At 58.9% G+C, this 25,879-nt stretch carries 24 protein-coding genes; 17 read left to right on the top strand and 7 right to left on the bottom strand.

The window, feature by feature from the left end:
- The first annotated feature begins 62 nt into the window (after window positions 1–62).
- From D3M70_RS29605 to hisC, 10 genes are all read left to right on the top strand, one after another.
- Window positions 63–872: an ATP-binding cassette domain-containing protein gene (locus tag D3M70_RS29605; RefSeq protein ID WP_120129602.1), complete on the top strand. Its 810-nt coding sequence runs from the start codon at window positions 63–65 to the stop codon at window positions 870–872.
- Entirely contained in the window at window positions 872–1,669 is a 798-nt protein-coding gene (gene mlaE / locus D3M70_RS29600) for a lipid asymmetry maintenance ABC transporter permease subunit MlaE (protein ID WP_120129601.1), read from the top strand. Before D3M70_RS29605 ends, mlaE begins: the two co-directional genes overlap by 1 nt.
- Window positions 1,669–2,136 (top strand): outer membrane lipid asymmetry maintenance protein MlaD, encoded by a 468-nt coding sequence (gene mlaD / locus D3M70_RS29595; protein ID WP_120129599.1) that lies wholly within the window; start codon window positions 1,669–1,671, stop codon window positions 2,134–2,136. The genes mlaE and mlaD overlap by 1 nt, the downstream gene beginning before the upstream one ends.
- An 11-nt stretch (window positions 2,137–2,147) precedes the next feature.
- A complete protein-coding gene (locus tag D3M70_RS29590) occupies window positions 2,148–2,804 on the top strand; it encodes a phospholipid-binding protein MlaC (protein WP_120129598.1) in 657 nt (218 codons plus the stop codon).
- On the top strand, window positions 2,801–3,106 hold the full coding sequence (locus D3M70_RS29585; protein WP_120129596.1) for a lipid asymmetry maintenance protein MlaB: 306 nt from the start codon (window positions 2,801–2,803) through the stop codon (window positions 3,104–3,106). Before D3M70_RS29590 ends, D3M70_RS29585 begins: the two co-directional genes overlap by 4 nt.
- 114 nt (window positions 3,107–3,220) lie before the next feature.
- Window positions 3,221–3,460: a BolA family protein gene (locus D3M70_RS29580; protein WP_062384295.1), complete on the top strand. Its 240-nt coding sequence runs from the start codon at window positions 3,221–3,223 to the stop codon at window positions 3,458–3,460.
- Window positions 3,461–3,483: 23 nt separating this feature from the next.
- Window positions 3,484–4,749, top strand: coding sequence for a UDP-N-acetylglucosamine 1-carboxyvinyltransferase (gene murA / locus D3M70_RS29575; protein WP_120129594.1), 1,266 nt, complete (start codon window positions 3,484–3,486; stop codon window positions 4,747–4,749).
- Window positions 4,750–4,914: 165 nt separating this feature from the next.
- Window positions 4,915–5,550 carry an ATP phosphoribosyltransferase gene (hisG, locus tag D3M70_RS29570; RefSeq protein ID WP_074753869.1) on the top strand — a complete coding sequence of 212 codons (636 nt, stop codon included), beginning with the start codon at window positions 4,915–4,917 and terminating at the stop codon, window positions 5,548–5,550.
- A 146-nt stretch (window positions 5,551–5,696) separates the two neighbouring features.
- Window positions 5,697–7,025 carry a histidinol dehydrogenase gene (gene hisD, locus D3M70_RS29565; protein ID WP_120129593.1) on the top strand — a complete coding sequence of 443 codons (1,329 nt, stop codon included), beginning with the start codon at window positions 5,697–5,699 and terminating at the stop codon, window positions 7,023–7,025.
- A 2-nt stretch (window positions 7,026–7,027) separates the two neighbouring features.
- The gene (gene hisC / locus D3M70_RS29560) at window positions 7,028–8,080 is read left to right on the top strand and encodes a histidinol-phosphate transaminase (RefSeq protein ID WP_120129591.1); all 1,053 of its coding nucleotides are present in this window, start codon (window positions 7,028–7,030) and stop codon (window positions 8,078–8,080) included.
- Between the two features lie 162 nt (window positions 8,081–8,242).
- On the opposite strand, the gene algW is transcribed toward hisC, so the two are convergent.
- Entirely contained in the window at window positions 8,243–9,403 is a 1,161-nt protein-coding gene (algW, locus tag D3M70_RS29555; RefSeq protein WP_120129590.1) for a Do family serine endopeptidase AlgW, read from the bottom strand.
- Window positions 9,404–9,504: 101 nt separating this feature from the next.
- Between algW and D3M70_RS29550 the strand changes: the two genes are divergently transcribed.
- From D3M70_RS29550 to cysN, 3 genes are all read left to right on the top strand, one after another.
- Window positions 9,505–10,263, top strand: coding sequence for a Nif3-like dinuclear metal center hexameric protein (locus D3M70_RS29550; protein WP_120129588.1), 759 nt, complete (start codon window positions 9,505–9,507; stop codon window positions 10,261–10,263).
- A gap of 148 nt (window positions 10,264–10,411) precedes the next feature.
- Entirely contained in the window at window positions 10,412–11,329 is a 918-nt protein-coding gene (gene cysD / locus D3M70_RS29545; protein WP_074753879.1) for a sulfate adenylyltransferase subunit CysD, read from the top strand.
- Window positions 11,330–11,344: 15 nt separating this feature from the next.
- Window positions 11,345–13,243 carry a sulfate adenylyltransferase subunit CysN gene (gene cysN / locus D3M70_RS29540; protein ID WP_120129586.1) on the top strand — a complete coding sequence of 633 codons (1,899 nt, stop codon included), beginning with the start codon at window positions 11,345–11,347 and terminating at the stop codon, window positions 13,241–13,243.
- Window positions 13,244–13,959: 716 nt separating this feature from the next.
- Here the strand turns inward: cysN and D3M70_RS29530 are convergent.
- Entirely contained in the window at window positions 13,960–14,397 is a 438-nt protein-coding gene (locus D3M70_RS29530) for a YhcB family protein (RefSeq protein WP_120129583.1), read from the bottom strand.
- Window positions 14,398–14,542: 145 nt separating this feature from the next.
- Between D3M70_RS29530 and D3M70_RS29525 the strand changes: the two genes are divergently transcribed.
- From D3M70_RS29525 to zapE, 3 genes are all read left to right on the top strand, one after another.
- Window positions 14,543–15,172 carry an alpha/beta hydrolase gene (locus D3M70_RS29525; protein ID WP_120129582.1) on the top strand — a complete coding sequence of 210 codons (630 nt, stop codon included), beginning with the start codon at window positions 14,543–14,545 and terminating at the stop codon, window positions 15,170–15,172.
- A gap of 27 nt (window positions 15,173–15,199) precedes the next feature.
- On the top strand, window positions 15,200–16,546 hold the full coding sequence (locus tag D3M70_RS29520) for a tryptophan--tRNA ligase (protein WP_120129580.1): 1,347 nt from the start codon (window positions 15,200–15,202) through the stop codon (window positions 16,544–16,546).
- Between the two features lie 61 nt (window positions 16,547–16,607).
- Entirely contained in the window at window positions 16,608–17,702 is a 1,095-nt protein-coding gene (gene zapE / locus D3M70_RS29515; RefSeq protein WP_120129578.1) for a cell division protein ZapE, read from the top strand.
- Between the two features lie 126 nt (window positions 17,703–17,828).
- Here the strand turns inward: zapE and D3M70_RS29510 are convergent, their stop codons facing one another.
- The 4 genes from D3M70_RS29510 to D3M70_RS29495 all read right to left on the bottom strand — a co-directional run bounded on the left by D3M70_RS29510 (window position 17,829) and on the right by D3M70_RS29495 (window position 23,103).
- Window positions 17,829–19,043: a hypothetical protein gene (locus tag D3M70_RS29510; protein ID WP_120129577.1), complete on the bottom strand. Its 1,215-nt coding sequence runs from the start codon at window positions 19,041–19,043 to the stop codon at window positions 17,829–17,831.
- Between the two features lie 11 nt (window positions 19,044–19,054).
- Window positions 19,055–19,948 (bottom strand): nitrilase family protein, encoded by an 894-nt coding sequence (locus D3M70_RS29505; protein WP_120129905.1) that lies wholly within the window; start codon window positions 19,946–19,948, stop codon window positions 19,055–19,057.
- 206 nt (window positions 19,949–20,154) lie between these two features.
- Entirely contained in the window at window positions 20,155–22,095 is a 1,941-nt protein-coding gene (locus D3M70_RS29500) for an FAD-dependent oxidoreductase (RefSeq protein ID WP_120129575.1), read from the bottom strand.
- 111 nt (window positions 22,096–22,206) lie between these two features.
- Window positions 22,207–23,103 carry a GlxA family transcriptional regulator gene (locus tag D3M70_RS29495; RefSeq protein ID WP_165869932.1) on the bottom strand — a complete coding sequence of 299 codons (897 nt, stop codon included), beginning with the start codon at window positions 23,101–23,103 and terminating at the stop codon, window positions 22,207–22,209.
- A 244-nt stretch (window positions 23,104–23,347) separates the two neighbouring features.
- On the opposite strand from D3M70_RS29495, the gene D3M70_RS29490 reads away from it, so the two are divergent.
- Window positions 23,348–24,484, top strand: coding sequence for an acyl-CoA dehydrogenase family protein (locus D3M70_RS29490; protein ID WP_120129572.1), 1,137 nt, complete (start codon window positions 23,348–23,350; stop codon window positions 24,482–24,484).
- Between the two features lie 153 nt (window positions 24,485–24,637).
- On the opposite strand, the gene D3M70_RS29485 is transcribed toward D3M70_RS29490, so the two are convergent.
- A complete protein-coding gene (locus tag D3M70_RS29485) occupies window positions 24,638–25,675 on the bottom strand; it encodes an NADP(H)-dependent aldo-keto reductase (protein WP_120129570.1) in 1,038 nt (345 codons plus the stop codon).
- Window positions 25,676–25,879: the final 204 nt, after the last annotated feature.

The following is a 25,879-nucleotide window of genomic DNA, read 5'->3' as shown; positions in this document are numbered from 1 at the left end:
ACAGTGTGTCGTTCTTCAAGGACGCAGCATCTGAGAGACAGGCTGTATCGCAAGGAGATTAGATGAGTGCCGATAACGCCTACGCGGTCGAATTGAAGGGCGTGTCCTTCAAACGCGGTACGCGCAGCATCTTCAATAATGTGGACATCCGCATCCCCCGGGGCAAGGTTACAGGCATCATGGGGCCGTCAGGCAGTGGTAAAACCACGTTGCTGCGACTGATGGGAGCACAACTGCGTCCGAGCAGTGGCGAAGTCTGGGTCAATGGCCAGAACCTGCCCAAGCTTTCGCGCAGTGATCTTTTCGATGCTCGCAAACAGATGGGTGTCCTGTTTCAGAGCGGTGCGCTGTTCACCGATCTCGACGTTTTCGAAAACGTGGCGTTCCCGCTACGTGTCCATACCCAGTTGCCTGAGGACATGATCCGCGACATCGTTCTGCTGAAACTGCAGGCCGTAGGATTGCGCGGTGCGGTCGAGTTGATGCCTGACGAACTGTCCGGCGGCATGAAGCGTCGCGTGGCGCTGGCTCGGGCCATCGCGCTCGATCCTCAGATCCTCATGTATGACGAACCCTTTGTTGGGCAGGATCCGATCGCAATGGGGGTTCTGGTGCGCCTGATCCGCCTGCTCAACGATGCGCTGGGTATCACCAGTGTCGTGGTTTCCCACGATCTGGCCGAGACCGCCAGCATTGCCGACTATCTCTATGTGGTGGGCGACGGGCAGGTGCTGGGGCAGGGCACGCCGCAGGAGCTGATGCAGTCGGATAATCCGCGCATACGTCAGTTCATGACAGGGGATCCAGACGGCCCTGTGCCTTTCCACTATCCGGCACCGGATTATCGCGAAGATCTTTTGGGGAAGCGCTGATGCGCAGAAAGTCATTGATGGATCGTGTGCGCCTGATGGGGCGCTCAGCGATCGATATTGTTGCAGTATTGGGGCGTTCGGGGATTTTTCTGGTTCATGCCCTAATGGGGCGAGGCGGAATCGGCGGCGGTTTCCAGTTGCTGGTTCGCCAGCTCTATTCGGTGGGCGTCATGTCCCTGGCGATCATCGTCGTTTCCGGCGTGTTCATCGGCATGGTTCTGGCTCTGCAGGGTTTCAGCATCCTGGCCAAATACGGCTCCGAGCAGGCGGTCGGGCAAATGGTTGCCCTGACGCTGCTGCGTGAGCTGGGGCCCGTGGTCACGGCGCTGCTGTTCGCGGGCCGGGCAGGCTCGGCACTGACCGCTGAAATCGGCAACATGAAATCCACCGAGCAACTCTCCAGTCTGGAGATGATTGGCGTCGATCCATTGAAATACATCGTCGCCCCTCGTCTGTGGGCGGGATTCATTTCGCTGCCAGTGCTTGCCATCATTTTCAGCGTGGTCGGCATCTGGGGCGGTTCATGGGTAGCGGTCGACTGGCTGGGCGTTTATGAAGGCTCGTTCTGGGCGAACATGCAGAACAGCGTTTCTTTTTCTGACGATGTAATCAATGGTGTCATCAAAAGCGTTGTCTTCGCGTTTGTCGTCACCTGGATCGCCGTGTTTCAAGGCTATGACTGCGACCCCACTTCCGAGGGGATCAGTCGCGCCACGACCAAGACCGTGGTCTACGCCTCATTGGCCGTACTGGGCCTGGACTTTATTTTGACCGCCTTGATGTTTGGAGACTTCTGATGCAAAACCGCACCCTCGAAACCGGTGTCGGCCTGTTCCTGCTGGCCGGGATCCTGGCTTTGCTCTTGCTCGCCCTGCGGGTCAGCGGTCTGAGCGCCAGCACGACCAACGACAGTTATAAACTTTACGCAAATTTCGACAATATCGCCGGTTTGACTGTCAGAGCGAAAGTGACCATGGCCGGTGTGACCATCGGCAAGGTCACAGCAATCGATCTGGACCACGATACCTTCATGGGGCGAGTGACCATGGAAGTGGATAAGCGGGTGAACAATCTGCCTTCGGATTCAACTGCGTCTATCCTCACCGCAGGTTTGCTGGGTGAGAAGTACGTCGGCATCAGTGTCGGTGGCGACGACCAGTTGTTGAAAGATGGCGGGACGATCCATGACACCCAGTCGTCTCTGGTACTCGAGGACCTGATCGGTAAATTCCTGCTCAATTCCGTGGGTAAAGACGCCAAATGAGGAGTTTTTTCATGATCTCGATTCTGCGCCGTGGCCTTCTGGTGCTGCTGGCTGCTCTGCCACTGTTCGCCAATGCGGCAGCTACCGCGTCGTCCGCTCATGATCTGGTAGACAGCACCACCAAGCAGCTGCTTGCTGATCTGGCTGCAAACAAGGAAAGCTACAAGACCAATCCTCAGGCTTTCTACGATGCGCTCAACGGCATCGTCGGCCCGGTTATCGACGCTGATGGCATTTCAAAAAGCATCATGACCGTCAAGTACTCGCGCAATGCCTCGCCGGCTCAGATGCAGCGCTTCCAGGAGAACTTCAAGCGCAGCCTCATCCAGTTCTATGGCAATGCATTGCTTGAGTACAACAACCAGGGCATCACCGTTTCTCCTGCCAAGGAAGAAGGCGCTGATCGCACCTCCGTGGATATGTCGGTCAAGGGCAACGGCGGCGCCGTTTACCCGGTTTCGTACACCCTCGTGAAGATCAACAACGAGTGGAAAGTGCGGAACGTCATCATCAATGGCATCAACATCGGCAAGCTGTTCCGCGATCAGTTCGCTGACGCGATGCAGCGCAACGGCAACAACCTGGACAAGACCATCGACGGCTGGGCTGGCGAAGTCGCGAAGGCCAAGGACGCCACCGAGAACTCACCTGACAAGGTCGTCAAATGAGTGATGCACGCATCACGGCAGCGGGCGGCGGTGAGTTGAAGCTGTTCGGGGTGCTGGATTACCGGACAGGCCCCACACTGCGCCAGCAGGGCGCCGGGCTGATCAAGGCCAGTGATGCGCCGGCTCTGGTGCTCGACTGCTCGCAGGTTGAGAAATCCAGCAGTGTGGGCCTTGCCCTGCTGCTGGGTTTCATGCGCGACGCCCAGGCCGCAGGCAAGTCGATTAGTATTCGTGCGCTGCCCGAAGACATGAAAGAAATCGCACAGGTATCGGGTCTGACCGAGCTGTTCGAACAACATTGATTGCCGTATCCGATCAAGCCCCTCGTCCGGGTCCTATAAAGTAGGGTTCGCAACGAGAGGGCTTTTTTGTATGATGGCCGACCCGCGCGCACAGGGCGCCGATTGAGGTTAAGCATGCAGGCCGTAGAAGTTAAAAGCTTCCTTGAAGGTAAGCTGCCAGAAATCCAGGTCGAAGTTGAAGGCGAAGGCTGCAATTTCCAGCTGAACGTGATCAGCGACGAACTGGCTACACTAAGTCCGGTCAAGCGCCAGCAGCAGATCTATACGCATTTGAACCCATGGATCGCCGATGGCAGCATCCATGCGGTCACCATGAAATTTTTCAGCCGCGCTGCATGGGCCGAGCGAACCTGAGCCAAATTGGCGTCGAGACTCTAATGGACAAATTGATTATTACTGGCGGTATTCGTCTTGATGGCGAAATCCGCATCTCCGGGGCAAAGAACTCTGCCCTGCCGATTCTCGCAGCCACGTTGCTGGCTGACGGTCCTGTGACTGTCGCCAACCTGCCGCACCTGCATGACATCACCACGATGATCGAGCTGTTCGGTCGCATGGGTATCGAGCCGATCATCGACGAGAAACTCAGCGTCGAAATCGATCCTCGCACCATCAAGACTCTGGTTGCTCCGTACGAGCTGGTAAAAACCATGCGTGCGTCGATCCTGGTACTCGGCCCGATGGTCGCGCGCTTTGGTGAAGCCGAAGTCGCACTGCCTGGCGGTTGCGCCATTGGTTCGCGCCCAGTCGATCTGCACATTCGCGGCCTTGAAGCCATGGGCGCGATCATCGACGTCGAAGGCGGCTACATCAAGGCCAAGGCGCCAGAAGGCGGCCTGCGGGGTGCGCACTTCTTCTTCGATACCGTCAGCGTTACCGGCACCGAAAACATCATGATGGCGGCGGCACTGGCCAACGGCCGCAGCGTTCTGCAAAACGCCGCCCGTGAGCCAGAAGTCGTGGATCTGGCGAACTTCCTCAACGCCATGGGCGCGAAAGTGTCCGGTGCGGGTACCGACACCATCACCATCGACGGTGTAAAGCGTCTGGGTTCGGCCACTTATCGCGTCATGCCCGACCGCATCGAAACCGGTACCTACCTGGTTGCTGCTGCTGCTACCGGTGGCCGTGTGAAGGTCAAGGACACCGATCCGACCATCCTGGAAGCTGTTCTCGAAAAACTGCGTGAAGCGGGTGCAGAGATCACCACCGGTGACGACTGGATCGAGCTGAACATGCACGGCAAGCGTCCGAAAGCGGTCAACGTGCGCACTGCACCGTATCCGGCTTTCCCGACCGACATGCAGGCGCAGTTCATCTCTCTGAACGCCATTGCCGAAGGCACGGGCGCCGTGATCGAGACCATCTTCGAAAACCGCTTCATGCACGTGTATGAAATGCACCGCATGGGCGCGCAGATTCAGGTCGAGGGCAACACGGCCATCGTGACGGGCTGCTCGAAGCTCAAGGGCGCGCCAGTGATGGCAACCGACCTGCGCGCTTCGGCCAGTCTGGTGATTTCGGCGCTGATCGCCGAAGGTGACACGTTGATCGACCGCATCTATCACATCGACCGTGGTTACGAGTGCATCGAAGAGAAGCTGCAGATGTTGGGCGCGAAGATCCGTCGCGTTCCGGGCTAGTAGTCCTCAGTGCCCCATTGTCCGCAACGCTGCGGGTGATGGGGCCGCTGAATGAAGGTTTTGCCTTTTGAATCGTTTCGCTCTGGGTTGGCAGTTTCGACTCAGAGCTTGTCGGGCGCCGATTGCGACCCGACACGCGCTTGCTGATAAGGACTGACGTTTCCCATGTTGACCATCGCACTGTCCAAGGGCCGAATCCTTGACGACACCCTGCCGCTTCTCGCTGCTGCGGGCATCGTGCCGACCGAGAATCCGGACAAGAGCCGCAAGTTGATCATTCCGACGACGCAGGACGATGTTCGCCTGCTGATCGTACGTGCGACCGACGTTCCGACCTATGTCGAACATGGTGCGGCCGACCTGGGTGTGGCGGGCAAGGATGTACTGATGGAATACGGCGGCCAGGGCTTGTACGAGCCGCTGGATCTGCAGATCGCCAAGTGCAAGCTGATGACGGCAGGCGCCGTCGGTGCTGCAGAGCCCAAAGGCCGTCTGCGCGTGGCGACCAAGTTCGTCAACGTCGCCAAGCGTTATTACGCCGAGCAGGGCCGTCAGGTCGATATCATCAAGCTGTACGGCTCCATGGAGCTCGCGCCGCTGGTTGGACTGGCGGACAAGATCATTGATGTGGTCGACACCGGCAACACGCTGCGTGCCAACGGTCTTGAGCCTCAGGAAATGATCGCCCACATCAGTTCACGGCTGGTGGTGAACAAGGCGTCGATGAAGATGCAGCACGCCCGCATCCAGTCGCTGATCGACACTCTGCGCACAGCCGTCGAGTCGCGACACCGCGGTTGATCGTTTCGCGCGACTTCCAACGAAGTTGCGCCCAGCTATCCGCGTCATAGCCAAATTTCTCAGGTGCCTGCGCGGATGGCTTGGTAGCTTAGGCTACCTGCATCCCAAGGCATCTGAGAAAAACGCCAATTATTGAGGCTCACGCTATGACGACTTCCAACACCATTCGCCGACTCAACGCTGCTGACCCGGATTTCGCACGACATCTGGATCATCTGCTGAGCTGGGAAAGTGTGTCTGACGACTCGGTCAATCAGCGTGTGCTGGACATCATCAAGAACGTGCGCGAACGCGGCGATGCCGCGCTGGTGGAATACACCCAGCGTTTCGACGGGCTTGAAGTCGCGTCGATGGCCGACCTGATCCTGCCCCGTGAGCGACTGGAACTCGCACTGACCCGTATTACCCCGGCTCAGCGCCAGGCGCTGGAAAAAGCCGCCGACCGCGTGCGCAGCTACCACGAAAGACAAAAGCAGGATTCCTGGAGCTACACCGAAGCTGACGGCACCGTGCTGGGTCAGAAGGTCACCCCTCTGGATCGCGCAGGTCTGTATGTGCCAGGCGGCAAGGCTTCTTACCCGTCCTCGGTTCTGATGAACGCCATCCCGGCCAAGGTTGCCGGCGTGGGCGAAGTGGTCATGGTCGTGCCGACGCCGCGCGGTGAAATCAACGAACTGGTGCTGGCAGCGGCGTGCATCGCCGGTGTCGATCGCGTATTCACCATTGGTGGCGCCCAGGCTGTGGCTGCGCTGGCCTACGGAACCGAAAGCGTCCCTCCGGTGGACAAGGTCGTAGGCCCGGGCAACATCTATGTCGCCACGGCCAAGCGCCACGTGTTCGGCCAAGTCGGTATCGACATGATCGCCGGCCCTTCGGAGATCCTCGTGGTTTGCGACGGCCAGACCGATCCGGACTGGATCGCCATGGATCTGTTTTCCCAGGCCGAGCACGACGAAGACGCACAGGCGATCCTGGTCAGCCCGGATGCCGAATTCCTGGACAAGGTTGCAGCGAGCATCGCCAGATTGATGCCGACCATGGAGCGCGCCGAGATCATCAACACCTCGATCAATGGTCGTGGCGCCCTGATTAAAGTCGCCGACATGACTCAGGCCATCGAAGTCGCCAACCGCATCGCTCCTGAGCACCTGGAGTTGTCGGTCGCGGACCCCGAAGCGTGGCTGCCAGAGATTCGCCATGCCGGTGCTATTTTCATGGGCCGTCATACCTCCGAGGCGCTGGGCGATTACTGCGCAGGCCCGAACCACGTGCTGCCGACCTCCGGCACAGCGCGTTTCTCCTCACCGCTGGGCGTCTACGATTTCCAGAAACGTTCTTCGATCATTTTCTGCTCGGAGCAGGGTGCTTCAGAACTGGGCAAGACGGCTTCGGTGCTGGCACGCGGCGAGTCGCTGACCGCCCACGCCCGCAGTGCGGAATACCGCATCGTCGACAACCAACAGGAAGGCGAGTGAGCATGAGCAAGTTCTGGAGTCCGTTTGTCCGTGACCTCGTGCCTTACGTGCCGGGCGAACAACCGAAGCTCACCAAACTGGTGAAGCTCAATACCAACGAAAACCCCTATGGCCCGTCGCCCAAAGCCATCGAAGCGATGCGCGCCGAGGTCAACGACAACCTGCGTCTGTACCCCGACCCGAACAGCGACCTGCTCAAGCAGGCCGTTGCCCGTTACTACGGCGTCGAATCGAACCGCGTGTTCCTCGGCAATGGTTCGGACGAGGTGCTGGCACACGCCTACAACGCCTTCTTCAAACACGACGCGCCGCTGCTGTTTCCGGACATCAGCTACAGCTTCTATCCGGTGTACTGTGGCCTTTATGGCGTCGACTACGTGGCCGTGCCGCTGGACGAACAGTTCCAGATTCGCGTCGAAGACTACAAGCGCCCCAACGGCGGGATCATCTTCCCCAACCCCAATGCTCCAACCGGCTGCCTGATGGCGCTGGAGGCGGTCGAGCAAATCCTCGCCGCCAATCCTGACTCCGTGGTGATCGTCGACGAGGCGTACATCGATTTCGGTGGTGAGACGGCGATCAGTCTGGTTGATCGCTACCCGAACCTGCTGGTTACGCAGACCCTCTCCAAGTCGCGCTCTCTGGCGGGTTTGCGAGTGGGCTTGGCGGTCGGTCATCCGGACCTGATCGAGGCCCTGGAGCGGGTCAAGAACAGTTTTAACTCGTACCCGCTAGACCGCATGGCCATTGTCGGCGCCGCCGCTGCATTCGACGATCGTGAGTACTTCGAAAAGACCTGCAAACGGGTGATCGCCAGCCGTGCAAAGCTGGTCGCGCAACTGGAAGGCAAAGGTTTTGAAGTGCTGCCGTCTGCGGCTAACTTCATCTTTGCCCGTCACCCTGAACACGACGCTGCAGGTCTTGCGGCCAAGGTGCGGGAGCAGGGCGTGATCGTGCGGCACTTCAAGCAGGACCGGATCGCGCAATTCCTGCGCATCACCATCGGCACCCCTGAACAGAATCAGGCGCTGGTCGACGCGCTGGGTGATTTGTAACAGCTAATCGCGCACCCCCCCCAAAAAAAAACCGCCTCATGCAGGCGGTTTTTTTATGTCATCAAGTGGGTGCGCTTCGGTATCCGCACTGCGTGCCGGCGGGGGCGGTTTCAGAGTGTCACCGCCGGCGAGCCGGAATGCTACCGGGGGCTGTGCTGGATCCTAGTCTTCAGCTGCTGGCGCAGGCGTCTGCGGGGGACGCAGTCCGACTTCCGCCATCAACTTCAATTCCTTGCCGTTGCGCATCACCTGAATCGCGATCTTCTCGGCAGGCTTGGTGCGGGCCACCTGATTCATCGATTTGCGTCCGTCGCCCGCAGGTTCGCCATTGATACTCAGGATGACATCACCCAGTTGCAGTCCTGCCTTTTGCGCTGGCCCGTCGCGGAAAATCCCGGCGACGACGATCCCCGGACGATCCCTCAAACCAAACGATTCAGCCAGTTCCTGAGTCAGCGGCTGCACCTCGATACCCAGCCAGCCGCGAATGACCTGACCATGTTCGATGATCGATTTCATCACTTCCAGTGCCAGCTTGGTCGGGATCGCAAAGCCGATGCCTTGAGAGCCGCCAGACTTGGAAAAAATCGCGGTGTTGATACCGGTCAGGTTGCCGTTGGCATCCACCAGCGCGCCACCCGAGTTACCGGGGTTGATCGCCGCGTCGGTTTGAATGAAGTCTTCATAGGTGTTCAGCCCCAACTGGTTGCGGCCCGTGGCGCTGATGATGCCCATGGTCACGGTCTGGCCGACCCCGAACGGGTTGCCGATGGCCAGCGCCACGTCGCCGATACGAATGCTGTCGGAACTGCCGAGGGTGATGGACGGCAGGTTCTTCAGGTCGATCTTCAGTACCGCCAGGTCTGTTTCCGGGTCGCTGCCGATGACCCGGGCGACGGTTTCACGGCCATCCTTGAGTGCCACGACAATTTGATCGGCGCCAGAGGTCACATGGTTGTTGGTCAGCAGATAGCCTTCGGGGCTCATGATCACCGCAGAGCCCAGACTCGACTCCATGCGGCGCTGCTTGGGCAGGTTATCCCCAAAGAAACGTCGGAACTGCGGGTCTTCGAACAGAGGATGGTTAGGCTTGTTGTTGACCATCTTCGTCGTATAGAGATTGGCAACGGCAGGCGCAGCGCTGCTCACAGCGTCTGCGTAGGAAACCGGACCTTGCTGGATGAGAGCCGTCTGTGGCGCCTGTTGCAGATTGACGTCCTGACTTGGAAGCCCGACCCACTGCGGATAGCGCTGGATTATGAGTAAAGCGATTAGCACACCAGCGAGCAATGGCCAGCCGAGAAAACGCAGCGCTTTGAACATTGAACAAGGTCCTGAAGGTAAATACGCAGCGTACCTGCGCCATAATGGCGGGCATTATACGAGGACCGACGCGGTCTGAACTGCATATTTAGGAGACTTTTATGGCTGTTTCTCTGAGCACTCTGGTCGAAGAGGCCGACCGCTATCTCGGCAGCGCCCGCGTCCAGGATTATTGCCCCAACGGTTTGCAGGTCGAAGGCCGTCCGCAGGTCAAGCGAATCGTCTCGGGTGTCACCGCCAGTCAGGCGTTGCTGGACGCAGCGGTCGAGGCCGACGCCGACCTCGTTCTGGTCCATCACGGCTATTTCTGGAAAGGCGAAAACCCCTGCATCACCGGCATGAAGCAGCGCCGCATGAAAACGTTGCTCAAGCATGACATCAGCCTGCTGGCCTACCACTTGCCGCTGGATCTGCATCCTGAGGTGGGAAACAACGTGCAACTGGCTCGGCAACTGGAGATCACCGTCGAAGGCCCCCTGGATCCGGATAACCCCCGCATCATTGGGTTGGTCGGCTCTTTGTCCGAGCCCGTGACACCTCGAGACTTTGCCCATCGGGTGCAGTCAGCGCTGGGCCGGGAGCCTTTACTGATCGAGGGCAGTGAGATGATTCGTCGAGTCGGTTGGTGTACCGGGGGCGGGCAGGGCTACATTGATCAGGCCATTCTGGCGGGTGTCGATCTGTTCCTCAGCGGCGAAGCGTCTGAGCAGACATTTCACAGCGCCCGAGAAAACGACATCAGCTTCATCGCGGCGGGGCATCACGCGACCGAGCGGTATGGTGTCCAGGCACTGGGCGACTATCTGGCGAGGCGTTTCGCGCTCGAGCACCTTTTTATCGATTGCCCGAATCCGATATGAGCTCGATGTCCGGTCCAAAGTCTGAGCTATATGGTTATACCGTTTCGATCTATCCGCGCCGCTGATTAGAATCAAGGCCCATGATAAAGTGCCTCGCTCGATAGAGCCCGCAGGCTCTCCATAAAAGTACGTTATCCCGTGAGTAACCATGGTCGACAAACTGACGCATCTGAAACAGCTGGAGGCGGAAAGCATCCACATCATCCGCGAGGTCGCCGCCGAGTTCGATAACCCGGTGATGCTGTACTCCGTCGGTAAAGACTCTGCCGTGATGCTGCATCTGGCACGCAAGGCGTTTTTCCCGGGCAAGCTTCCATTCCCGGTCATGCACGTCGACACCCGCTGGAAATTCCAGGAAATGTATCGTTTCCGCGATCAGATGGTCGAGGACATGGGCCTGGACCTGATCGTGCACGTAAACCCGGACGGCGTCGCGCAGGGTATCAACCCGCTGACCCACGGCAGCGCCAAGCACACCGATATCATGAAAACCGAAGGCCTCAAGCAAGCCCTCGACAAGCACGGCTTCGATGCTGCCTTCGGTGGCGCCCGTCGCGATGAAGAGAAATCCCGTGCCAAGGAGCGCGTGTATTCCTTCCGCGACAGCAAGCACCGCTGGGATCCGAAAAACCAACGCCCAGAGCTGTGGAACGTGTACAACGGCAACGTCAACAAAGGCGAGTCGATCCGCGTTTTCCCGCTGTCCAACTGGACCGAACTGGACATCTGGCAGTACATCTACCTTGAAGGCATCCCGATCGTTCCTCTGTACTTCGCCGCCGAGCGTGAAGTCATCGAAATGAACGGCACCTGGATCATGATCGACGACGATCGTCTGCGTAATCACCTGTCCGATGAGGACAAGAAGCGCATCGTCAAGAAGAAGGTCCGTTTCCGCACACTTGGCGACTACCCGTTGACGGGCGCTGTCGAGTCCGAGGCCACCAGTCTCACCGACATCATTCAGGAAATGCTCCTGACGCGAACTTCCGAGCGCCAAGGCCGAGTCATCGATCACGATGGCGCTGGCTCCATGGAAGAAAAGAAACGTCAGGGTTATTTCTAATTAGGGTGTCTGAACATGTCGCATCAATCTGAATTGATCAGCGAGGACATCCTCGCCTATCTGGGCCAGCACGAACGCAAAGAGATGTTGCGTTTTCTGACCTGTGGCAACGTCGACGACGGCAAGAGCACGTTGATCGGTCGCCTGCTGCACGACTCCAAGATGATCTACGAAGATCACCTGGAAGCCATTACCCGCGATTCCAAGAAGTCCGGTACCACGGGCGATGACGTCGACCTGGCGTTGCTGGTGGACGGTCTGCAGGCCGAGCGCGAGCAGGGCATCACCATCGATGTGGCCTACCGCTATTTCTCGACTGCCAAACGCAAGTTCATCATTGCCGACACTCCCGGCCATGAGCAGTACACACGCAACATGGCCACCGGTGCGTCCACCTGTGACCTGGCGATCATCCTGGTCGATGCCCGTTATGGCGTGCAGACCCAGACCCGTCGTCACAGTTACATTGCATCATTGCTGGGCATCAAGCACATCGTGGTCGCCATCAACAAGATGGACCTCAATGGCTTCGACGAGACAATCTTCGAGCAGATCAAGGCCGATTACCTGAAGTTTGCCGACCGCATTTCCCTGAAGCCGACGACCATGGAATTCGTTCCGATGTCGGCGCTCAAGGGCGACAACGTGGTGAACAAGAGCGAGCGCTCGCCCTGGTACACCGGCAAATCGCTGATGGAGATCCTCGAAACCGTCGAGATCGCCAACGACCGCAACTTCGACGACCTGCGCTTCCCGGTGCAGTACGTCAACCGTCCGAACCTGAACTTCCGTGGCTTCGCCGGTACGCTGGCCAGCGGTATCGTGCGCAAGGGCGATGAGGTTATCGTTCTGCCATCGGGCAAGAGCAGCCGTGTGAAATCCATCGTCACCTTCGAAGGTGAGCTGGAACACGCCGGTCCTGGACAGGCCGTGACCCTGACCATGGAAGACGAGATCGACATCTCCCGCGGCGATCTGTTGGTGCATGCCGACAACGTCCCACAAGTGGCCGATTCCTTCGACGCCATGCTGGTGTGGATGGCTGAAGAGCCGATGCTGCCGGGCAAGAAATACGACATCAAGCGCGCCACGTCCTACGTGCCGGGTTCGATTGCCAGCATTACGCACCGCGTTGATGTGAATACGCTGGAAGAGGGCGCAGCCAGCGCCTTGCAACTCAACGAAATCGGCCGCGTGAAAATCGCCCTCGATGCGCCGATCGCGCTGGACGGTTACGACAGCAACCGCACCACCGGCGCTTTCATCGTCATCGACCGTTTGACCAATGGCACCGTTGCAGCGGGCATGATCATCGCCAAGCCGTTGACCGCAGGCGCGGGCAATCACCACGGCGCACTGGCGCATGTGTCGGTGGAAGAGCGTGCTCAGCGTTTCGGCCAGAAGCCTGCGACCGTGCTGTTCAGCGGTCTGTCGGGCGCAGGCAAGAGCACCCTGGCGTATGCCGTTGAACGCAAGCTGTTCGACATGGGCCGCGCGGTGTTTGTCCTGGATGGCCAGAACCTGCGCCAAGACCTGAACAAGGGGCTGCCGCAGGATCGCGCCGGTCGCACCGAGAACTGGCGCCGTGCCGCTCACGTCGCCCGTCAGTTCAACGAAGCAGGCTTGCTGACATTGGCAGCATTCGTTGCGCCGGATGCGGCAGGTCGTCAGAACGCCAAGGCGCTGATTGGCGATGATCGCTTGATCACTGTCTACGTCCAGGCCTCGCCTCAGGTTTGCCGTCAACGCGATCCTCAGGGCCTGTACGCCGCCGACAAGGACAACATCCCGGGTGAGTCCTTCCCGTACGACGTACCGCTGGATGCCGATCTGGTCATCGACACCCAGACGCTGAACGTGGAAGAAAGCGTCAAGCAAGTGCTGGATCTGCTGCGAGCACGTGGCGCGATCTAAATCTCGACTGCTCCACAAGAAACCCGCCGGTGATGGCGGGTTTTTTTGTGCCGTTCGCCGTGTCTGCTCCTACGGCCTCCGGCCAGAATCAAAAACTCACAAAGCCGGCGACGGCGAACGCCCCTCACATCTGCGGTCAAATGTGTGCTTCTCGCACAGCTGTTCCCACCTCGTCTCGTACGCCTGCTGTTCCGTGATATAGCAGCCGCTGACGCAGTCCGCCGGAACGCAACCGGTCAGCGCAACGCAAGCCGCAATTGTCTTGATGATGTGCATGGCCCCTCCAGAGATCTCAGGCAGAGGTTATGGCTTGCTTGATGTCGTCGTAACCGGCTGTTTCTGGCGAGCGTGTAAGGCATTTCCGAATACCCACGAAAAAGCCCGGCGCTGATCACCTCAGCGGCGGGCTTTTTCAGGGTGTATCTGCTCACTTCTTGATCGTTCCCACGCTCCGCGTGGTAACGCCGCCCGAGACGCTCTGCGTCCCAATGCAGCGGACGCGGAGCGTCCTGGGCTGCATACCCACGCGGAGCGTGGGCACGATCAGGGACTCTCGTCGGAGCGCGCTTGCCCGCGAATGCATTTCTTCTGCCGGCGCATTTGTTGCTGACCCATCACTTTCGCGGGCAAGCACGCTCCTACATGAGTCCTTTGCTCCAGCCCATAAAAAGCCCGCCGCTGATTGCTCAGGGGCGGGCTGTGTGTTGTGTGACAGCTTACTTCTTCAAGCCGTAATGCTCATCCAGCATGCCGGGTGTGTTCGGCATCTTCGGGGCATAGTCCCGTGGTGGCTCGGCGGCGGTGCGCGGTGGCGTCAGGCGGTCGCGTGGGGCCTGATTCGCTTCCGGGTGCAGGGCGGCCAGCAAACGTTGGCGGGTCAGGTCGTCGGTGGCCAGGCGGTTGGCGCCCTCGGCGAGGTGTTCCTGTACATCCTGATAGCTCTGGGACAGCTTCTGCACCAGATTAGCCGTACTGTTGAAGTGAGTGATCACCTCGTTCTGATACGTGTCGAAACGCTCCTGAACGTCATCCAGCTGGCGCTGAGTGCTGTTAGGCGCGGCATTGGGCAGCGCACGCGCCACGAAGAAACCGATGACTACACCGGCGATCAGGGCAATAGTCGGCAGCAACCAAACTAAGAGCGAGTAATCCACGAGTCCTTCCTCTATAAACGGCTTTGCTTTACGTTAACGGCTCGAACCTGCGCTGTATAGCGGCGACGCGTCGCCGATATGCCAGCCACAGACAATCAGCTAGACGAGTCGACCCAATTGAAGGTCACGGAGTTCATTCTTGCTCATGCGTGAAACCCCTGTATTCATCGACGGCCCGGTGGGCCAACTCGAAGCCTTGTACCTTGACCTGGAAGGGGCCAAGGGCGTGGCGCTGATCTGCCATCCTAACCCGGTTCAGGGCGGCACGATGCTCAATAAAGTGATCTCCACCCTGCAACGCACGGCTCGGGACGCAGGATATATCACTCTGCGTTTCAATTACCGTGGCGTCGGTGCCAGCGCGGGCAGTTCCGACATGGGCCAGGGCGAGGTGGATGACGCAGAAGCCGCGGCGGTCTGGCTGCGGGAAAAACACCCCGATCTGCCGATGACGCTGTTCGGATTTTCCTTCGGCGGATTTGTCGCTGCCACCCTTGGCGGTCGTCTCGAAGCCAAGGGCGAAACCCTGAGTCACCTCTTCATGGTCGCGCCGGCAGTGATGCGCATCGCCGACCCGAGCGCGCTGCCGCAAAAAGGGCCTCTGACCCTGATTCAGCCGGAAACCGACGAAGTGGTCGACCCACAGCTGGTATATGCCTGGTCTGATGCACTGTCTCGCCCCCATGAGCTGCTGAAAGTGGCAGAATGCGGACACTTTTTCCACGGCAAGCTGACCGATCTCAAGGATCTGGTCCTGCCGCGCCTCTCGAACTGATCGCAGCACCCAAATAAGCGACTAGACATGACCACTCGTATCCTGACCGGTATCACCACCACCGGCACGCCTCACCTGGGCAACTACGCGGGCGCGATTCGCCCGGCCATCGTCGCCAGCCGCCAGAGCGATGCCGATTCGTTCTATTTCCTGGCCGACTATCACGCACTGATCAAGTGCGATGACCCGCTGCGCATCCAGCGCTCGCGTCTGGAAATCGCCGCGACCTGGCTCGCTGCCGGCCTGGACGTCGACCGTGTGACGTTCTATCGCCAGTCCGACATTCCGGAAATCCCCGAGCTGACCTGGCTGCTGACCTGCGTCGCGGCCAAAGGCCTGCTCAACCGTGCCCACGCCTACAAAGCATCGGTGGACAAGAACGTCGACGCCGGCGAAGACCCGGATGCAGGCATCACCATGGGCCTGTTCAGCTACCCGGTGCTGATGGCCGCCGACATCCTGATGTTCAACGCTCATCAGGTCCCGGTCGGCCGTGATCAAATCCAGCACGTCGAAATGGCCCGTGACATCGGGCAGCGCTTCAACCATCTGTTCGGCAATGGCAAAGAGTTCTTCGTCATGCCCGAGGCATTGATCGAGGAAAGCGTGGCGACGCTGCCAGGCCTCGACGGTCGCAAGATGTCCAAGAGCTACGACAACACCATCCCGTTGTTCAGCAGCGCCAAAGAGATGAAGGACGCGATTTCGCGCATCGTCACCGACTCGCGTCTGCCGGGCGAAGCCAAGGACCCGGACAACTCGCACCTGTTCACCCTGTACCAGGCCTTCGCCAGCAAGGAGCAGAGCGACGAATTCCGCGCTGATCTGCTGCAAGGTCTGGGCTGGGGCGACGCCAAACAGCGTCTGTTCCAGTTACTGGACGGCGAGTTGGGTGAGGCGCGCGAGAGCTACCATCGTCTGATTGAACGGCCCGCCGATCTGGAAGACATTCTGCAGACCGGCGCGCAGAAGGCTCGTCGCATCGCGACACCGTTCCTGGGTGAACTGCGCGAAGCGGTAGGCCTGCGTTCGTTCCGCACAACCACACAAACCGCCGCGGCCACCAAGAAAAAAGCCAGCAAGGGCGCACGTTTCGTCAGCTTCCGTGAGGACGACGGCTTCCGTTTCCGCCTGCTGGCGGCCGATGGCGAGCAACTGCTGTTGTCGCGCACCTTTGCCGACGGCAAGACCGCAGGCGCTGTGACCAAACAGTTGCAGCAGGGTGGTGAGCCGGACATTCGGACGGAAGGTGACGCGTTCACCGTATGGCTGGAAGGCGCATGCGTCGCGGACAGTCCCGCATTCGCCGACGCTACGGCGCGTGACGCTGCAATCGAGAGCCTGAAACTGGCGTTGGCGCCACAACAGGATTAATTGCCATTCCAACGGGCCATCGCTACAGTGGCGGCCCGTTTTTGCTCCCTAGCTAACGAATATGACCCCCCTAGAAAGCTATCAGAACGACCTCAAGAAGCCCGAATTCTTCCACGATGCCGCTCAGGAAAACGCTGTGCGTCATCTGCAGCGTCTGTACGACGATCTGGTCGCTGCCCATGAGAGCAAGCCAGGCCTGTTCGGCAAGCTGTTCGGCAAGAAAGAAGTCACAGTGGTCAAAGGCCTGTATTTCTGGGGCGGAGTGGGCCGTGGCAAGACTTACCTTGTCGACACCTTCTTCGAAGCGCTGCCGTTCGAAGACAAGATGCGCACGCACTTTCACCGCTTCATGAAGCGCGTGCACGAGGAAATGAAGAACCTCAAAGGCGAGAAAAACCCGCTTACCCTCATCGCCAAGCAGTTCGCGGGCGAAGCTCGGGTCATCTGTTTCGACGAATTCTTCGTTTCGGACATCACCGACGCCATGATTCTCGGCACGCTGATGGAAGAGCTGTTCAAGAATGGCGTGACGCTGGTCGCCACTTCGAACATCGTGCCGGACGGCCTGTACAAGGACGGTCTGCAACGTGCGCGTTTCCTGCCGGCCATTGCCCTGATCAAACAGAACACCGAAATCGTCAACGTCGACAGCGGCGTGGATTATCGTCTGCGCCATCTGGAGCAGGCCGAGCTGTTCCACTTCCCGCTGAACGAGGCCGCCCAGGACAGCATGCGCAAAAGCTTCCGCGCGCTGACCCCGGAATGCACCAAAGCCGTCGAAAACGATGTGCTGATCATTGAGAACCGTCAGATCAAGGCGCTTCGCACCTGTGACGACGTTGCCTGGTTCGACTTCCGCGAACTGTGCGACGGCCCGCGCAGCCAGAACGATTACATCGAGTTGGGCAAGATTTTCCACGCTGTGCTGCTCAGTGGCGTCGAGCAAATGAGCGTCACCACTGACGACATCGCGCGCCGCTTCATCAACATGGTTGACGAATTCTACGACCGCAACGTCAAGTTGATCATCTCGGCGGAAGTCGAGTTGAAGGACCTGTACACCGGCGGCCGTCTGAACTTCGAGTTTCAGCGTACGTTGAGCCGTCTGTTGGAAATGCAGTCCCACGAGTTTCTGTCTCGCGCTCACAAGCCTTGATCCGCGATCTTCTGTAACAGCCCGGCTGCCGGTGGCGAACGATCACGCGCCGCTGCCGGCCAACCGGGTTGCTACAGGTCTACGTTTCCCTCCTCTTGAAACCTTCCCCACCGTAGCCCTTGACGGTCAGAAAAGCTGATTCACGCCGCCTGCCATTGGTACGATCATCAGCGTGCTGATCGCCATCGACAGGACGTTGGCTATGTAAGGGTGCATGTATCCAGGCAGGCGGGTCGCGATTGCTGTTGCCAAGGGTGGCGCGATCAGCGCCCCGAGAAACGCGCTCAGCAGGATGACCGGCAGGCTGTCGCCATGGGTCAGTATGGCGGCAGGCACCACCGACACCAGCGGGATATAGGTTGGATACCAGCCACGGTTTATCCACTGCTTGCGCCAGATCAGAACGCCGATGGCAGCACTCAGCAATTGCGCGCCGACCAGTGTCGGAAGCAGGCCGGACCCGTATGCCGGGCTGTGCGGATTAAGCACAAAGGCCACTGCCACCCCCAACAGCAAACCCAGACTCGCCAGTTCGTTGCCGAAGAACGGCGCTTCGGAAAAGTCGGCCAGGACGCGCCTCAGCACCCACCTTGTGTCGTAGCGGGGGACTGCTGGCGGAGCGGTTTTGCTGGCCGGCTTGGCGTCGGATTCACGTCCCTGAACCAATGCTGGAAACCACCGGCAGATCTGAAACGCCACGATGCTGGCCAGCGCCATCCCCAGCACGTTGCCGACCACTGCCGGCAATGCCAGGGGATTACAAACATAGTTGACGATCAGCAAGGCCATCGGCGTGACCAGAAGCGCCCCCAGTAGCGCGCCGCTGAGCGCCACGCGCCAACCCCGGCCGAACAGCAGCACCATGGCGGCGGGAAGCGACACGAATGCGACGAAGGTGGGTTGCCAGCCTTGCTGCGACAGCGTCCAGCCCCAGAGCAGGTTGCTCAAAAGCAGACCGAGCAGCGAGCTGAAGACCAGCCATGGCCAAAGCCCGGTGCCGTAGCAGATGGGGAACCCCGCCCAGGCCTTGCCATTGCGAGCGCCGAAATACGCCAGCGCCGCCCCGGCCATGAGCCCGATGGATGCGAACTCGTGTTTGTAGAAGGCGAATTCGCTGATGTCCCCGACTGCCCATCGCCACCAGGAAGCGGGCAAATGCAGGTTTTCGACAATGTCCTGATAACCGGGCCAACGAGTCTGTAGCTGCAGGTCCTGTATCAGCCACAAGCCGCACAGAATGGAGACCGCTACAGCGGCAAGCACTCCGGTCAGCGACAAAAACGAGGCCAGGATCCTCAATTGGACAGAACGGTTGTGTTCATGACGGAAGGCATTGTTCATCACTGGCCTCCTCAGCGTGGCAGTTGAGGATGGACGGTGTAGCCCAGCATCGAACCGTAGACGTCGCAGCGACGATCTCGATGCAGGTCGTTGAGGTCGTTCCAGATCGGGGCGCTGCGTGTACTGCTCAGGTCGATATCGGCGTAGATAATCGTTTCCTGCTCGGCATCGGCGACCGGCCCCAACGGCCAGCCGTTGGTGCCGGCAATCAGCGAGCACCCCAGAAAGCGCTCGCCCCGGTCGGTGCCGACACGATTGGCCGCCGCGATGAACACGTTGTTGACGTGTGCCGCTGTCATCGTCAGGTAAGTCGCCATGCACCTGCCGGCTTCGTCGAACAGCGGAGGAGGTGTCCAGACCCAGTTGTTCAAACTGCAGATGATGTCAGCGCCTTGCTGGCTCAACAGACGAGGGACTTCTGGAAACCAGATGTCCCAGCAGATCAGCAGGCCGATGCGTCCGATAGGCGTTTCGAAGACCGGGAAGCCGAGATCGCCCGGCGAAAACCAGAGTTTCTCCTGATTCCAGAGATGGGCTTTTCGGTAGTTCCCGATGAATCCATCGGGCCCCACCAGAACCGCCGAATCAAACAGCTTCATGCCCGCCTGTTCGACCAGCCCTGCGGCCAGATAGACGTTGTGTTCGCGAGCGAACCCCATCCACTTCTGCACGCTGGGGCCATCGGGGATCGATTCGGCGTGTTCGAATGCCTGCTCGCGGGTTTCGAAGGTATAGCCGGTGCTGGACAGCTCCGGCAGAACGATCAGGTTGGCACCGCCTTTCACCGCGTCAAGCGCAAGGCTCAGACAGAGCTGCTGGTTGCGTTCACGATGCTCGGTTCCGCACTGAGGATCGCACTGAACTACCGCGACGCGGATGGGGCTGACGGCTTTTTTGTTATGCATGAGATTGGCCTGTTTGTTATTCGTTTGAATGGCTTGGTTATAAGATTGCATTCAAATGGGTTGGGCAAGCAGGCCGTTTCTGAGAGTCTTGTCGGAAAGTTCCTATAGGTTTTTATCGCCGATATTTTGATCGTAAGCGTTAATAGCCAAGTTTTGAAAACAGCCGTCTTCTGGATATGAAGTCGGACAGTCCTTGAATATTTCCGTCAGTTCGCCGTGTGATAGTGCGGATAATCCTGCATTGAAAATCCACCGTGGAACCGGGCTCCGGTCTTGTCGCAGATATGAATGACCGCATCGACGGCGCCACGCAAGCAGGGCTCTGTCCATCCCGCATCGACAGAAAACGACTCCCCTGAAAGATAGAGACCGGATTCTGCGCTGTACTCGCGGTTGTAACCCATCAGGCTCACCGCGTCGTGGTATGTGCCGGGGCGGTAGAGCTTGGCGCAGCCCAGTGCGTTACGGTCAGTCACCCAGCGTTGGACGACAGCCTGATCAGCGTCGATATAAGGCGACAGTCGCTCCTGAACATTGCTGCAGCTCATCAAGATACGATCCAGTTCGGTGATACATTTTTCGACCAGCTCCGGATCTTTGAATGACGCAAGTTTGGTCGCGTCGTCTTCCCATGTGTAACTCAGCAAGATGCAGTCGTCGCTGTAGTGATCGTTGTAGCGATACAGGTAGACGTCATGCACGAAACTGTCGGTGACCAATATTTGCGGGATCTTACTGTTGCTGGATAGAAAACCTTTCTTCAACGGCGCATACACTTTGCAACTGGTCTCCCAGTGGGCCGTTTTATAAGCGTTGATGATGGAATAGGGCAGTTCGGATCTTGAATATCCCTCGAGTCGGATCTGCGTTTCGATCAGCCACGAGGGCAGGGTCAGGATGACAGAGTCGAAATCATCGGCCATTGGTTGCGTCCGACCGCCGCCACTGGTCTGCGTCTCGAAATGAACGCGGGTTTTGCCGCTGTCCAGTTTGCTGAGTTTAGTCACCCGTGAATTTGTCAGCAGGCCCGACCCACGCTGCAAGCAGTGCTCATAGAACGAGGGGCGAGCGTCATCGATTGGCATGTGCAGCAGGCATTCGTCGAGCGCCGCCAGACCAAGATAGCGGGGCCCGTCAAATTCATTTCCGCTGCTGTCGGGCAGCGCAGTTACATTCAGATGTGGCGCATCGAGAGCGATGCCGCGTTCATCCACCCGGCCATGGACCAGTTGCAGATGACTGCTGAATCCGAATATCGCGGTCCTGATCGGATACAGGCAGCAAACGTCGTAGAAGGCGCCCCAACTGCCGTCGCCGATACCGATGGAATAGAAAATCCTCGATTCTTCCGCCGTCATCCCCAGTCCACCGAAGTCTCCCGGTGCTTTCTTGTTCCAGCTGTTCAAAGGCGCAAGCGTGACCAGATCACGAAATGAAACGCTGTGATAGCGCTCGACGATGGCGGCCCACATCGCTTCCCACTCATGACCGCCATAGCTGGCCGCGACCTGTCGCGTCATCCGGTGAGCGAAGGTTTGCCATTTGTCGAAGACGCTTTGAAGCGTCTGGGTGGGCGGTGGGGTATGGCCCTGTTGGTTGTTCCAGATCAGCAATTGCGGTTCTGATGAGCCAGCCACCAGACCGTCCTGAAGATAGATGCCGGTCGCCTTCACCACAGGCGTGCCTGGATTGGGAAAGTCGGAGATCTTCAAGTCGAAGAGTTGAGCGTAATACGCCATCAGCGAGCGACCCTCTTTGGGGGCTTCCTCGGCGGTGTTGAAAAAGGGCATGCGCATCGCGCCCATTTCGAAAGGCGTCAATGCATGGCCTTCATCAGACATCGGACGGTTGATGGTCAGGTGGCGGCCACCGATACGGTGTGATTGCTCGATCAGCGTGACATCGGTGAAGCCGCAGCGAAGCAGTTCCCGTGCGGCCACGAGTCCCGTGACCCCGGCGCCGATGATGCAGATCTTGTGGGGTGTTCCGCTGGCGCTGGCGATGCCGTCGTGCTGTTCAACCAGCTTGCGGTAGTCGAAACACAGGTCGGGCGGGTTGGGGAAGCGTGCGGCCCAGTTCGAATGTGGCTGGGCGGCAAAGTGTCTGGCTATTTTGGCGGGGTATTCGTAGCTCGATCCAATGGTCATCCTGACCGGTCCTCTTCAGTGTGGCGTGATGGATATCAGGCTACTGAAGAGGACGGGCAGGAGGGTCATAGCTATGTAGCGCACAATCAGTTGGGCGATCGTTTTCCGTGTTCAGGCCGCCTGCTGAAATTGCTGGCGATACTGATTCGGTGACAGATCAGTATGTTGCCGGAACAGGCGGGCGAAAAAGCTGGCGTCGTCGTAGCCGACTTCGTAGCTGATGGTCTTGATGCTTTTGCGCGAGCCAGAGAGCAGGCCCTTGGCGGTTTCGATGCGCAGGCGCTGCAAGTAATGCAGCGGCTTGTCGCCGGTGGCCGTCTGGAAGCGGCGCATGAAGTTGCGAATGCTCATGCCGTGTTCGCGAGCGACGTCTTCGAAACGGAATTTGTCAGCGAAGTGCCCCTCCAGCCAATGCTGGATCTGCAGGATGATCACGTCCTGATGCAGTTTCTGGCCCCCGAAGCCGATCCGGCCCGGCGCATAGCTGCGCTGTACTTCATACAGAATGTCCCGCGCCACGGTCTGCGCGACGTTGGCGCCGCAGAAGCGCTCGATCAGGTAGATATACAGATCGCACGCGGAGATCGTGCCGCCGGCGCAGTACAGATTATCGGCGTCGGTCAGGTGTTTTTCCTGATTGAGCAGAACACCGGGGAAGCGTTCGGCGAACTCGTTGAAGAAGCGCCAGTAAGTCGTGGCCTCTTTGCCGTCCAGCAAACCGGCCTCCGCGAGCCAGAACACACCGCTCGCTTCGCCGCAGAGCACTGCGCCTCGGGCGTGCTGTTCGCGCAACCAGGGCAGGATTTGCGGGTAACGTTCGCGCAGGGTGTCGAAATTGTCGACGAAGGCGGGGAGGATGATGATGTCGGCGCTTTCCAGTGCACCGTCCACAGGTAACACGACTTCACTGAAGCTGCGCACCTGTTGGCCGTCCGGGCTGACCAGTCGGGTTTCGAACGCGGGTTTGAGCCCCTGGCCCAGCTGTTTGCCATAACGCAGGCTGGCCAGATGGAAGAAGTCTTTGGCCTGAGTCAGGGTGGAGGCGAAGATTCCGTCAATCGCGAGGATGCTGACGCGCCGCAACGGCACGTTTGGTTGAGTAGACATGATCTGTTGTTCTTATATGGGAAAGTGGTCAAGCAACGGCGTGATCGTCTTATTTTTTGTCTGATGTGTCCAGTGTCGTCGTCAATCGCCTCGGCATACGCTCTGGATGCCGCTGTGTCCGACAATCCCCAAGCCAAGGTGTCCCATGCTTCCAAGAACACTTTTCAGCTCCGAGCACGAGCTTTTTCGCGACAGCGTCCGTAAGTTCCTCGAACAGGAAGCCGCGCCATTTCATGCGCAATGGGAGAAGCAGGGGCATGTGGATCGCGCGCTGTGGAACAAGGCGGGCGAGCAAGGCATGTTGTGTTCGCACCTGCCGGAAGAATATGGCGGCATGGCGGCTGATTTTCTCTACACCACGGTGGTCATCGAAGAAATCTACCGATTGGGCCTGACCGGGATCGGGTTTTCCCTGCACTCGGACATCGTCGCGCCCTACATCCTGCATTACGCAAGTGAGGCCCTGAAGCACAAGTACTTGCCGAAAATGGTGTCTGGCGAGCTGGTGACCGCGATTGCCATGACCGAGCCGGGCGCCGGTTCCGATCTGCAGGGAGTCAAGACCACGGCCGTGCTGGACGGCGACGAGTACGTTATCAATGGTTCCAAAACGTTTATCACCAACGGTTTTCTGGCTGACCTGGTCATCGTGGTCGCCAAGACCGATCCCAAAGCAGGCGCCAAGGGCACCAGCCTGTTTCTGGTGGAAGCGGGGACGCCTGGATTCGAGAAGGGCAAGCGTCTGGAAAAAGTCGGCATGAAGGCGCAGGACACGTCTGAACTATTCTTTCAGGATGTACGAATTCCTAAGGAAAACCTTCTGGGGCAGGCCGGGATGGGCTTTGCCTATCTGATGCAGGAGTTGCCGCAGGAGCGCCTCACTGTCGCTATCGGTGCCATCGCCTCGGCGGAGTCGGCCTTGCAATGGACCTTGGCATACACCCGCGAGCGCAAGGCATTCGGCCAGGCCATCGCCGACTTTCAGAACACGCGCTTCAAACTGGCCGAGATCGCGACCGAGGTGCAGATCGGCCGTACCTTCATTGATCGCTGTCTGGAATTGCATCTGGATGGCAAGCTGGATGTGCCGACCGCTGCGATGGCCAAGTACTGGTCCACCGATCTGCAATGCAAGGTGCTCGACGAGTGCGTCCAGCTGCACGGCGGCTACGGTTTCATGTGGGAGTACCCGATAGCCCGCGCCTGGGCGGATGCGCGAGTGCAGCGGATTTACGCTGGCACCAACGAGATCATGAAAGAGATCATTGCGCGGGCTTTGTAGGGATAATGCATCGATCTTGCTGAGGGACCCGAATCCCTGCAGCGATAAGATCCCCTGTAGCAGTCCGGCTTGCCGGCGGTAGCGTTCTCGCTTACGCCACCGCCGGCGAGCCGGACTGCTACAGAAGGTCTATGCAGCGTTCATCAAGTCTTCTCAAGGCGCAGGATTGGGCTGATCCTTGTGAATCGCTTCGATGCCAGCCAGCACTTCCTCGGACAGCACCAGATTGAAGCTTTCCAGATTGCTGTCCAGCTGTTCCAGCGTCGTTGCACCAATGATGTTGCTGGTCACGAACGTGCGGCTGGTGACGAACGCCAGAGCCATTTGTGCCGGGTCCAGATCGTGCTCTCGGGCCAGAGCCACATACCGGGCACACGCCGCTTCCGATTGCGGATTGAAGTAACGGGTAAAGCGGCTGTACAGGCTCAGACGACCTTTCGGCGGACGGGCGCCATTCTCGTACTTGCCGGACAGCATGCCGAACGCCATCGGCGAATACGCCAGCAGACCGCACTGTTCACGAATCGCCACTTCCGCAAGACCCACTTCGAAGCTGCGGTTGAGCAGGTTGTACGGGTTCTGGATCGACACCGGACGTGTCAGCCCGTGCGTCTGCGACTCCGCCAGAAACTTCATCGTGCCCCACGCGGTTTCGTTAGACAGGCCGACATGGCGAATCTTGCCTGCCTTGACCTGCTCATCCAGCGCCTGGAGCACCTCAAGCAGCGGCGTGAACTGCTCGTCGCTGTGGGTGTAGCCCAGTTTGCCGAAAAAGTTGGTGCTGCGCTCCGGCCAGTGAAGCTGATAAAGGTCCAGGTAGTCGGTCTGCAAACGCTTGAGGCTCGCGTCAACGGCGGCAACGATATGCTCGCGGTTGAATTTCGGGTGACCGTCACGAATGTAATCGATGCCGTTGCCGGGGCCGGCGATCTTGCTGGCGAGAATCCAGTCGGCGCGGTCACCGCTTTTCTTGAACCAGTTGCCGATGATTGTCTCGGTGCTGGCGTAGGTTTCTTTCTTCGGCGGCACCGGATACATCTCGGCGGTGTCGATGAAATTGATGCCTGCGGCTTTGGCACGTTCGATCTGGGCGAAGGCCTCGGACTCGCTGTTTTGCTCGCCCCAGGTCATCGTGCCGAGGCAGATTGCGCTGACATTGAGATCGGTTCTGCCCAGTTTGCGGTAGTCCATCTGGCTCTCCTGTTTAAAAGAGCCATAAAAGCAGGTTGAAATTTTTTTCGCAATCTGCATAATTCCGCGTCTCTTTGTCGTGGGAGTGATGCCCCTCGCCACAAGATACCGCTGCGATCGAACGCGCTGACCCGAGCCCCCTATAGCGTTCGTGCCCGGCGGCCTTTGACTTGTCAAAGACCGTACTAATGAGTATGCTCCGCC

Origin of the sequence: Pseudomonas sp. LS-2, assembly GCF_003605735.1 — a bacterium.
Lineage (GTDB): Bacteria > Pseudomonadota > Gammaproteobacteria > Pseudomonadales > Pseudomonadaceae > Aquipseudomonas.
The sequence above is the reverse complement of the archived record's forward strand: the minus strand, read 5'-3'. Positions and strand labels throughout refer to the sequence as shown.

Bases quoted from the DNA above. Each gene is read 5' to 3' on its own strand.
- D3M70_RS29605 (WP_120129602.1), top strand. From the start codon at position 63: ATGAGTGCCGATAACGCCTACGCGGTCGAATTGAAGGGCGTGTCCTTC.
- mlaE (WP_120129601.1), top strand. From the start codon at position 872: ATGCGCAGAAAGTCATTGATGGATCGTGTGCGCCTGATGGGGCGCTCA.
- mlaD (WP_120129599.1), top strand. From the start codon at position 1,669: ATGCAAAACCGCACCCTCGAAACCGGTGTCGGCCTGTTCCTGCTGGCC.
- D3M70_RS29590 (WP_120129598.1), top strand. From the start codon at position 2,148: ATGATCTCGATTCTGCGCCGTGGCCTTCTGGTGCTGCTGGCTGCTCTG.
- D3M70_RS29585 (WP_120129596.1), top strand. From the start codon at position 2,801: ATGAGTGATGCACGCATCACGGCAGCGGGCGGCGGTGAGTTGAAGCTG.
- D3M70_RS29580 (WP_062384295.1), top strand. From the start codon at position 3,221: ATGCAGGCCGTAGAAGTTAAAAGCTTCCTTGAAGGTAAGCTGCCAGAA.
- murA (WP_120129594.1), top strand. From the start codon at position 3,484: ATGGACAAATTGATTATTACTGGCGGTATTCGTCTTGATGGCGAAATC.
- hisG (WP_074753869.1), top strand. From the start codon at position 4,915: ATGTTGACCATCGCACTGTCCAAGGGCCGAATCCTTGACGACACCCTG.
- hisD (WP_120129593.1), top strand. From the start codon at position 5,697: ATGACGACTTCCAACACCATTCGCCGACTCAACGCTGCTGACCCGGAT.
- hisC (WP_120129591.1), top strand. From the start codon at position 7,028: ATGAGCAAGTTCTGGAGTCCGTTTGTCCGTGACCTCGTGCCTTACGTG.
- algW (WP_120129590.1), bottom strand. From the start codon at position 9,403: ATGTTCAAAGCGCTGCGTTTTCTCGGCTGGCCATTGCTCGCTGGTGTG.
- D3M70_RS29550 (WP_120129588.1), top strand. From the start codon at position 9,505: ATGGCTGTTTCTCTGAGCACTCTGGTCGAAGAGGCCGACCGCTATCTC.
- cysD (WP_074753879.1), top strand. From the start codon at position 10,412: ATGGTCGACAAACTGACGCATCTGAAACAGCTGGAGGCGGAAAGCATC.
- cysN (WP_120129586.1), top strand. From the start codon at position 11,345: ATGTCGCATCAATCTGAATTGATCAGCGAGGACATCCTCGCCTATCTG.
- D3M70_RS29525 (WP_120129582.1), top strand. From the start codon at position 14,543: ATGCGTGAAACCCCTGTATTCATCGACGGCCCGGTGGGCCAACTCGAA.
- D3M70_RS29520 (WP_120129580.1), top strand. From the start codon at position 15,200: ATGACCACTCGTATCCTGACCGGTATCACCACCACCGGCACGCCTCAC.
- zapE (WP_120129578.1), top strand. From the start codon at position 16,608: ATGACCCCCCTAGAAAGCTATCAGAACGACCTCAAGAAGCCCGAATTC.
- D3M70_RS29510 (WP_120129577.1), bottom strand. From the start codon at position 19,043: ATGAACAATGCCTTCCGTCATGAACACAACCGTTCTGTCCAATTGAGG.
- D3M70_RS29505 (WP_120129905.1), bottom strand. From the start codon at position 19,948: ATGCATAACAAAAAAGCCGTCAGCCCCATCCGCGTCGCGGTAGTTCAG.
- D3M70_RS29500 (WP_120129575.1), bottom strand. From the start codon at position 22,095: ATGACCATTGGATCGAGCTACGAATACCCCGCCAAAATAGCCAGACAC.
- D3M70_RS29490 (WP_120129572.1), top strand. From the start codon at position 23,348: ATGCTTCCAAGAACACTTTTCAGCTCCGAGCACGAGCTTTTTCGCGAC.
- D3M70_RS29485 (WP_120129570.1), bottom strand. From the start codon at position 25,675: ATGGACTACCGCAAACTGGGCAGAACCGATCTCAATGTCAGCGCAATC.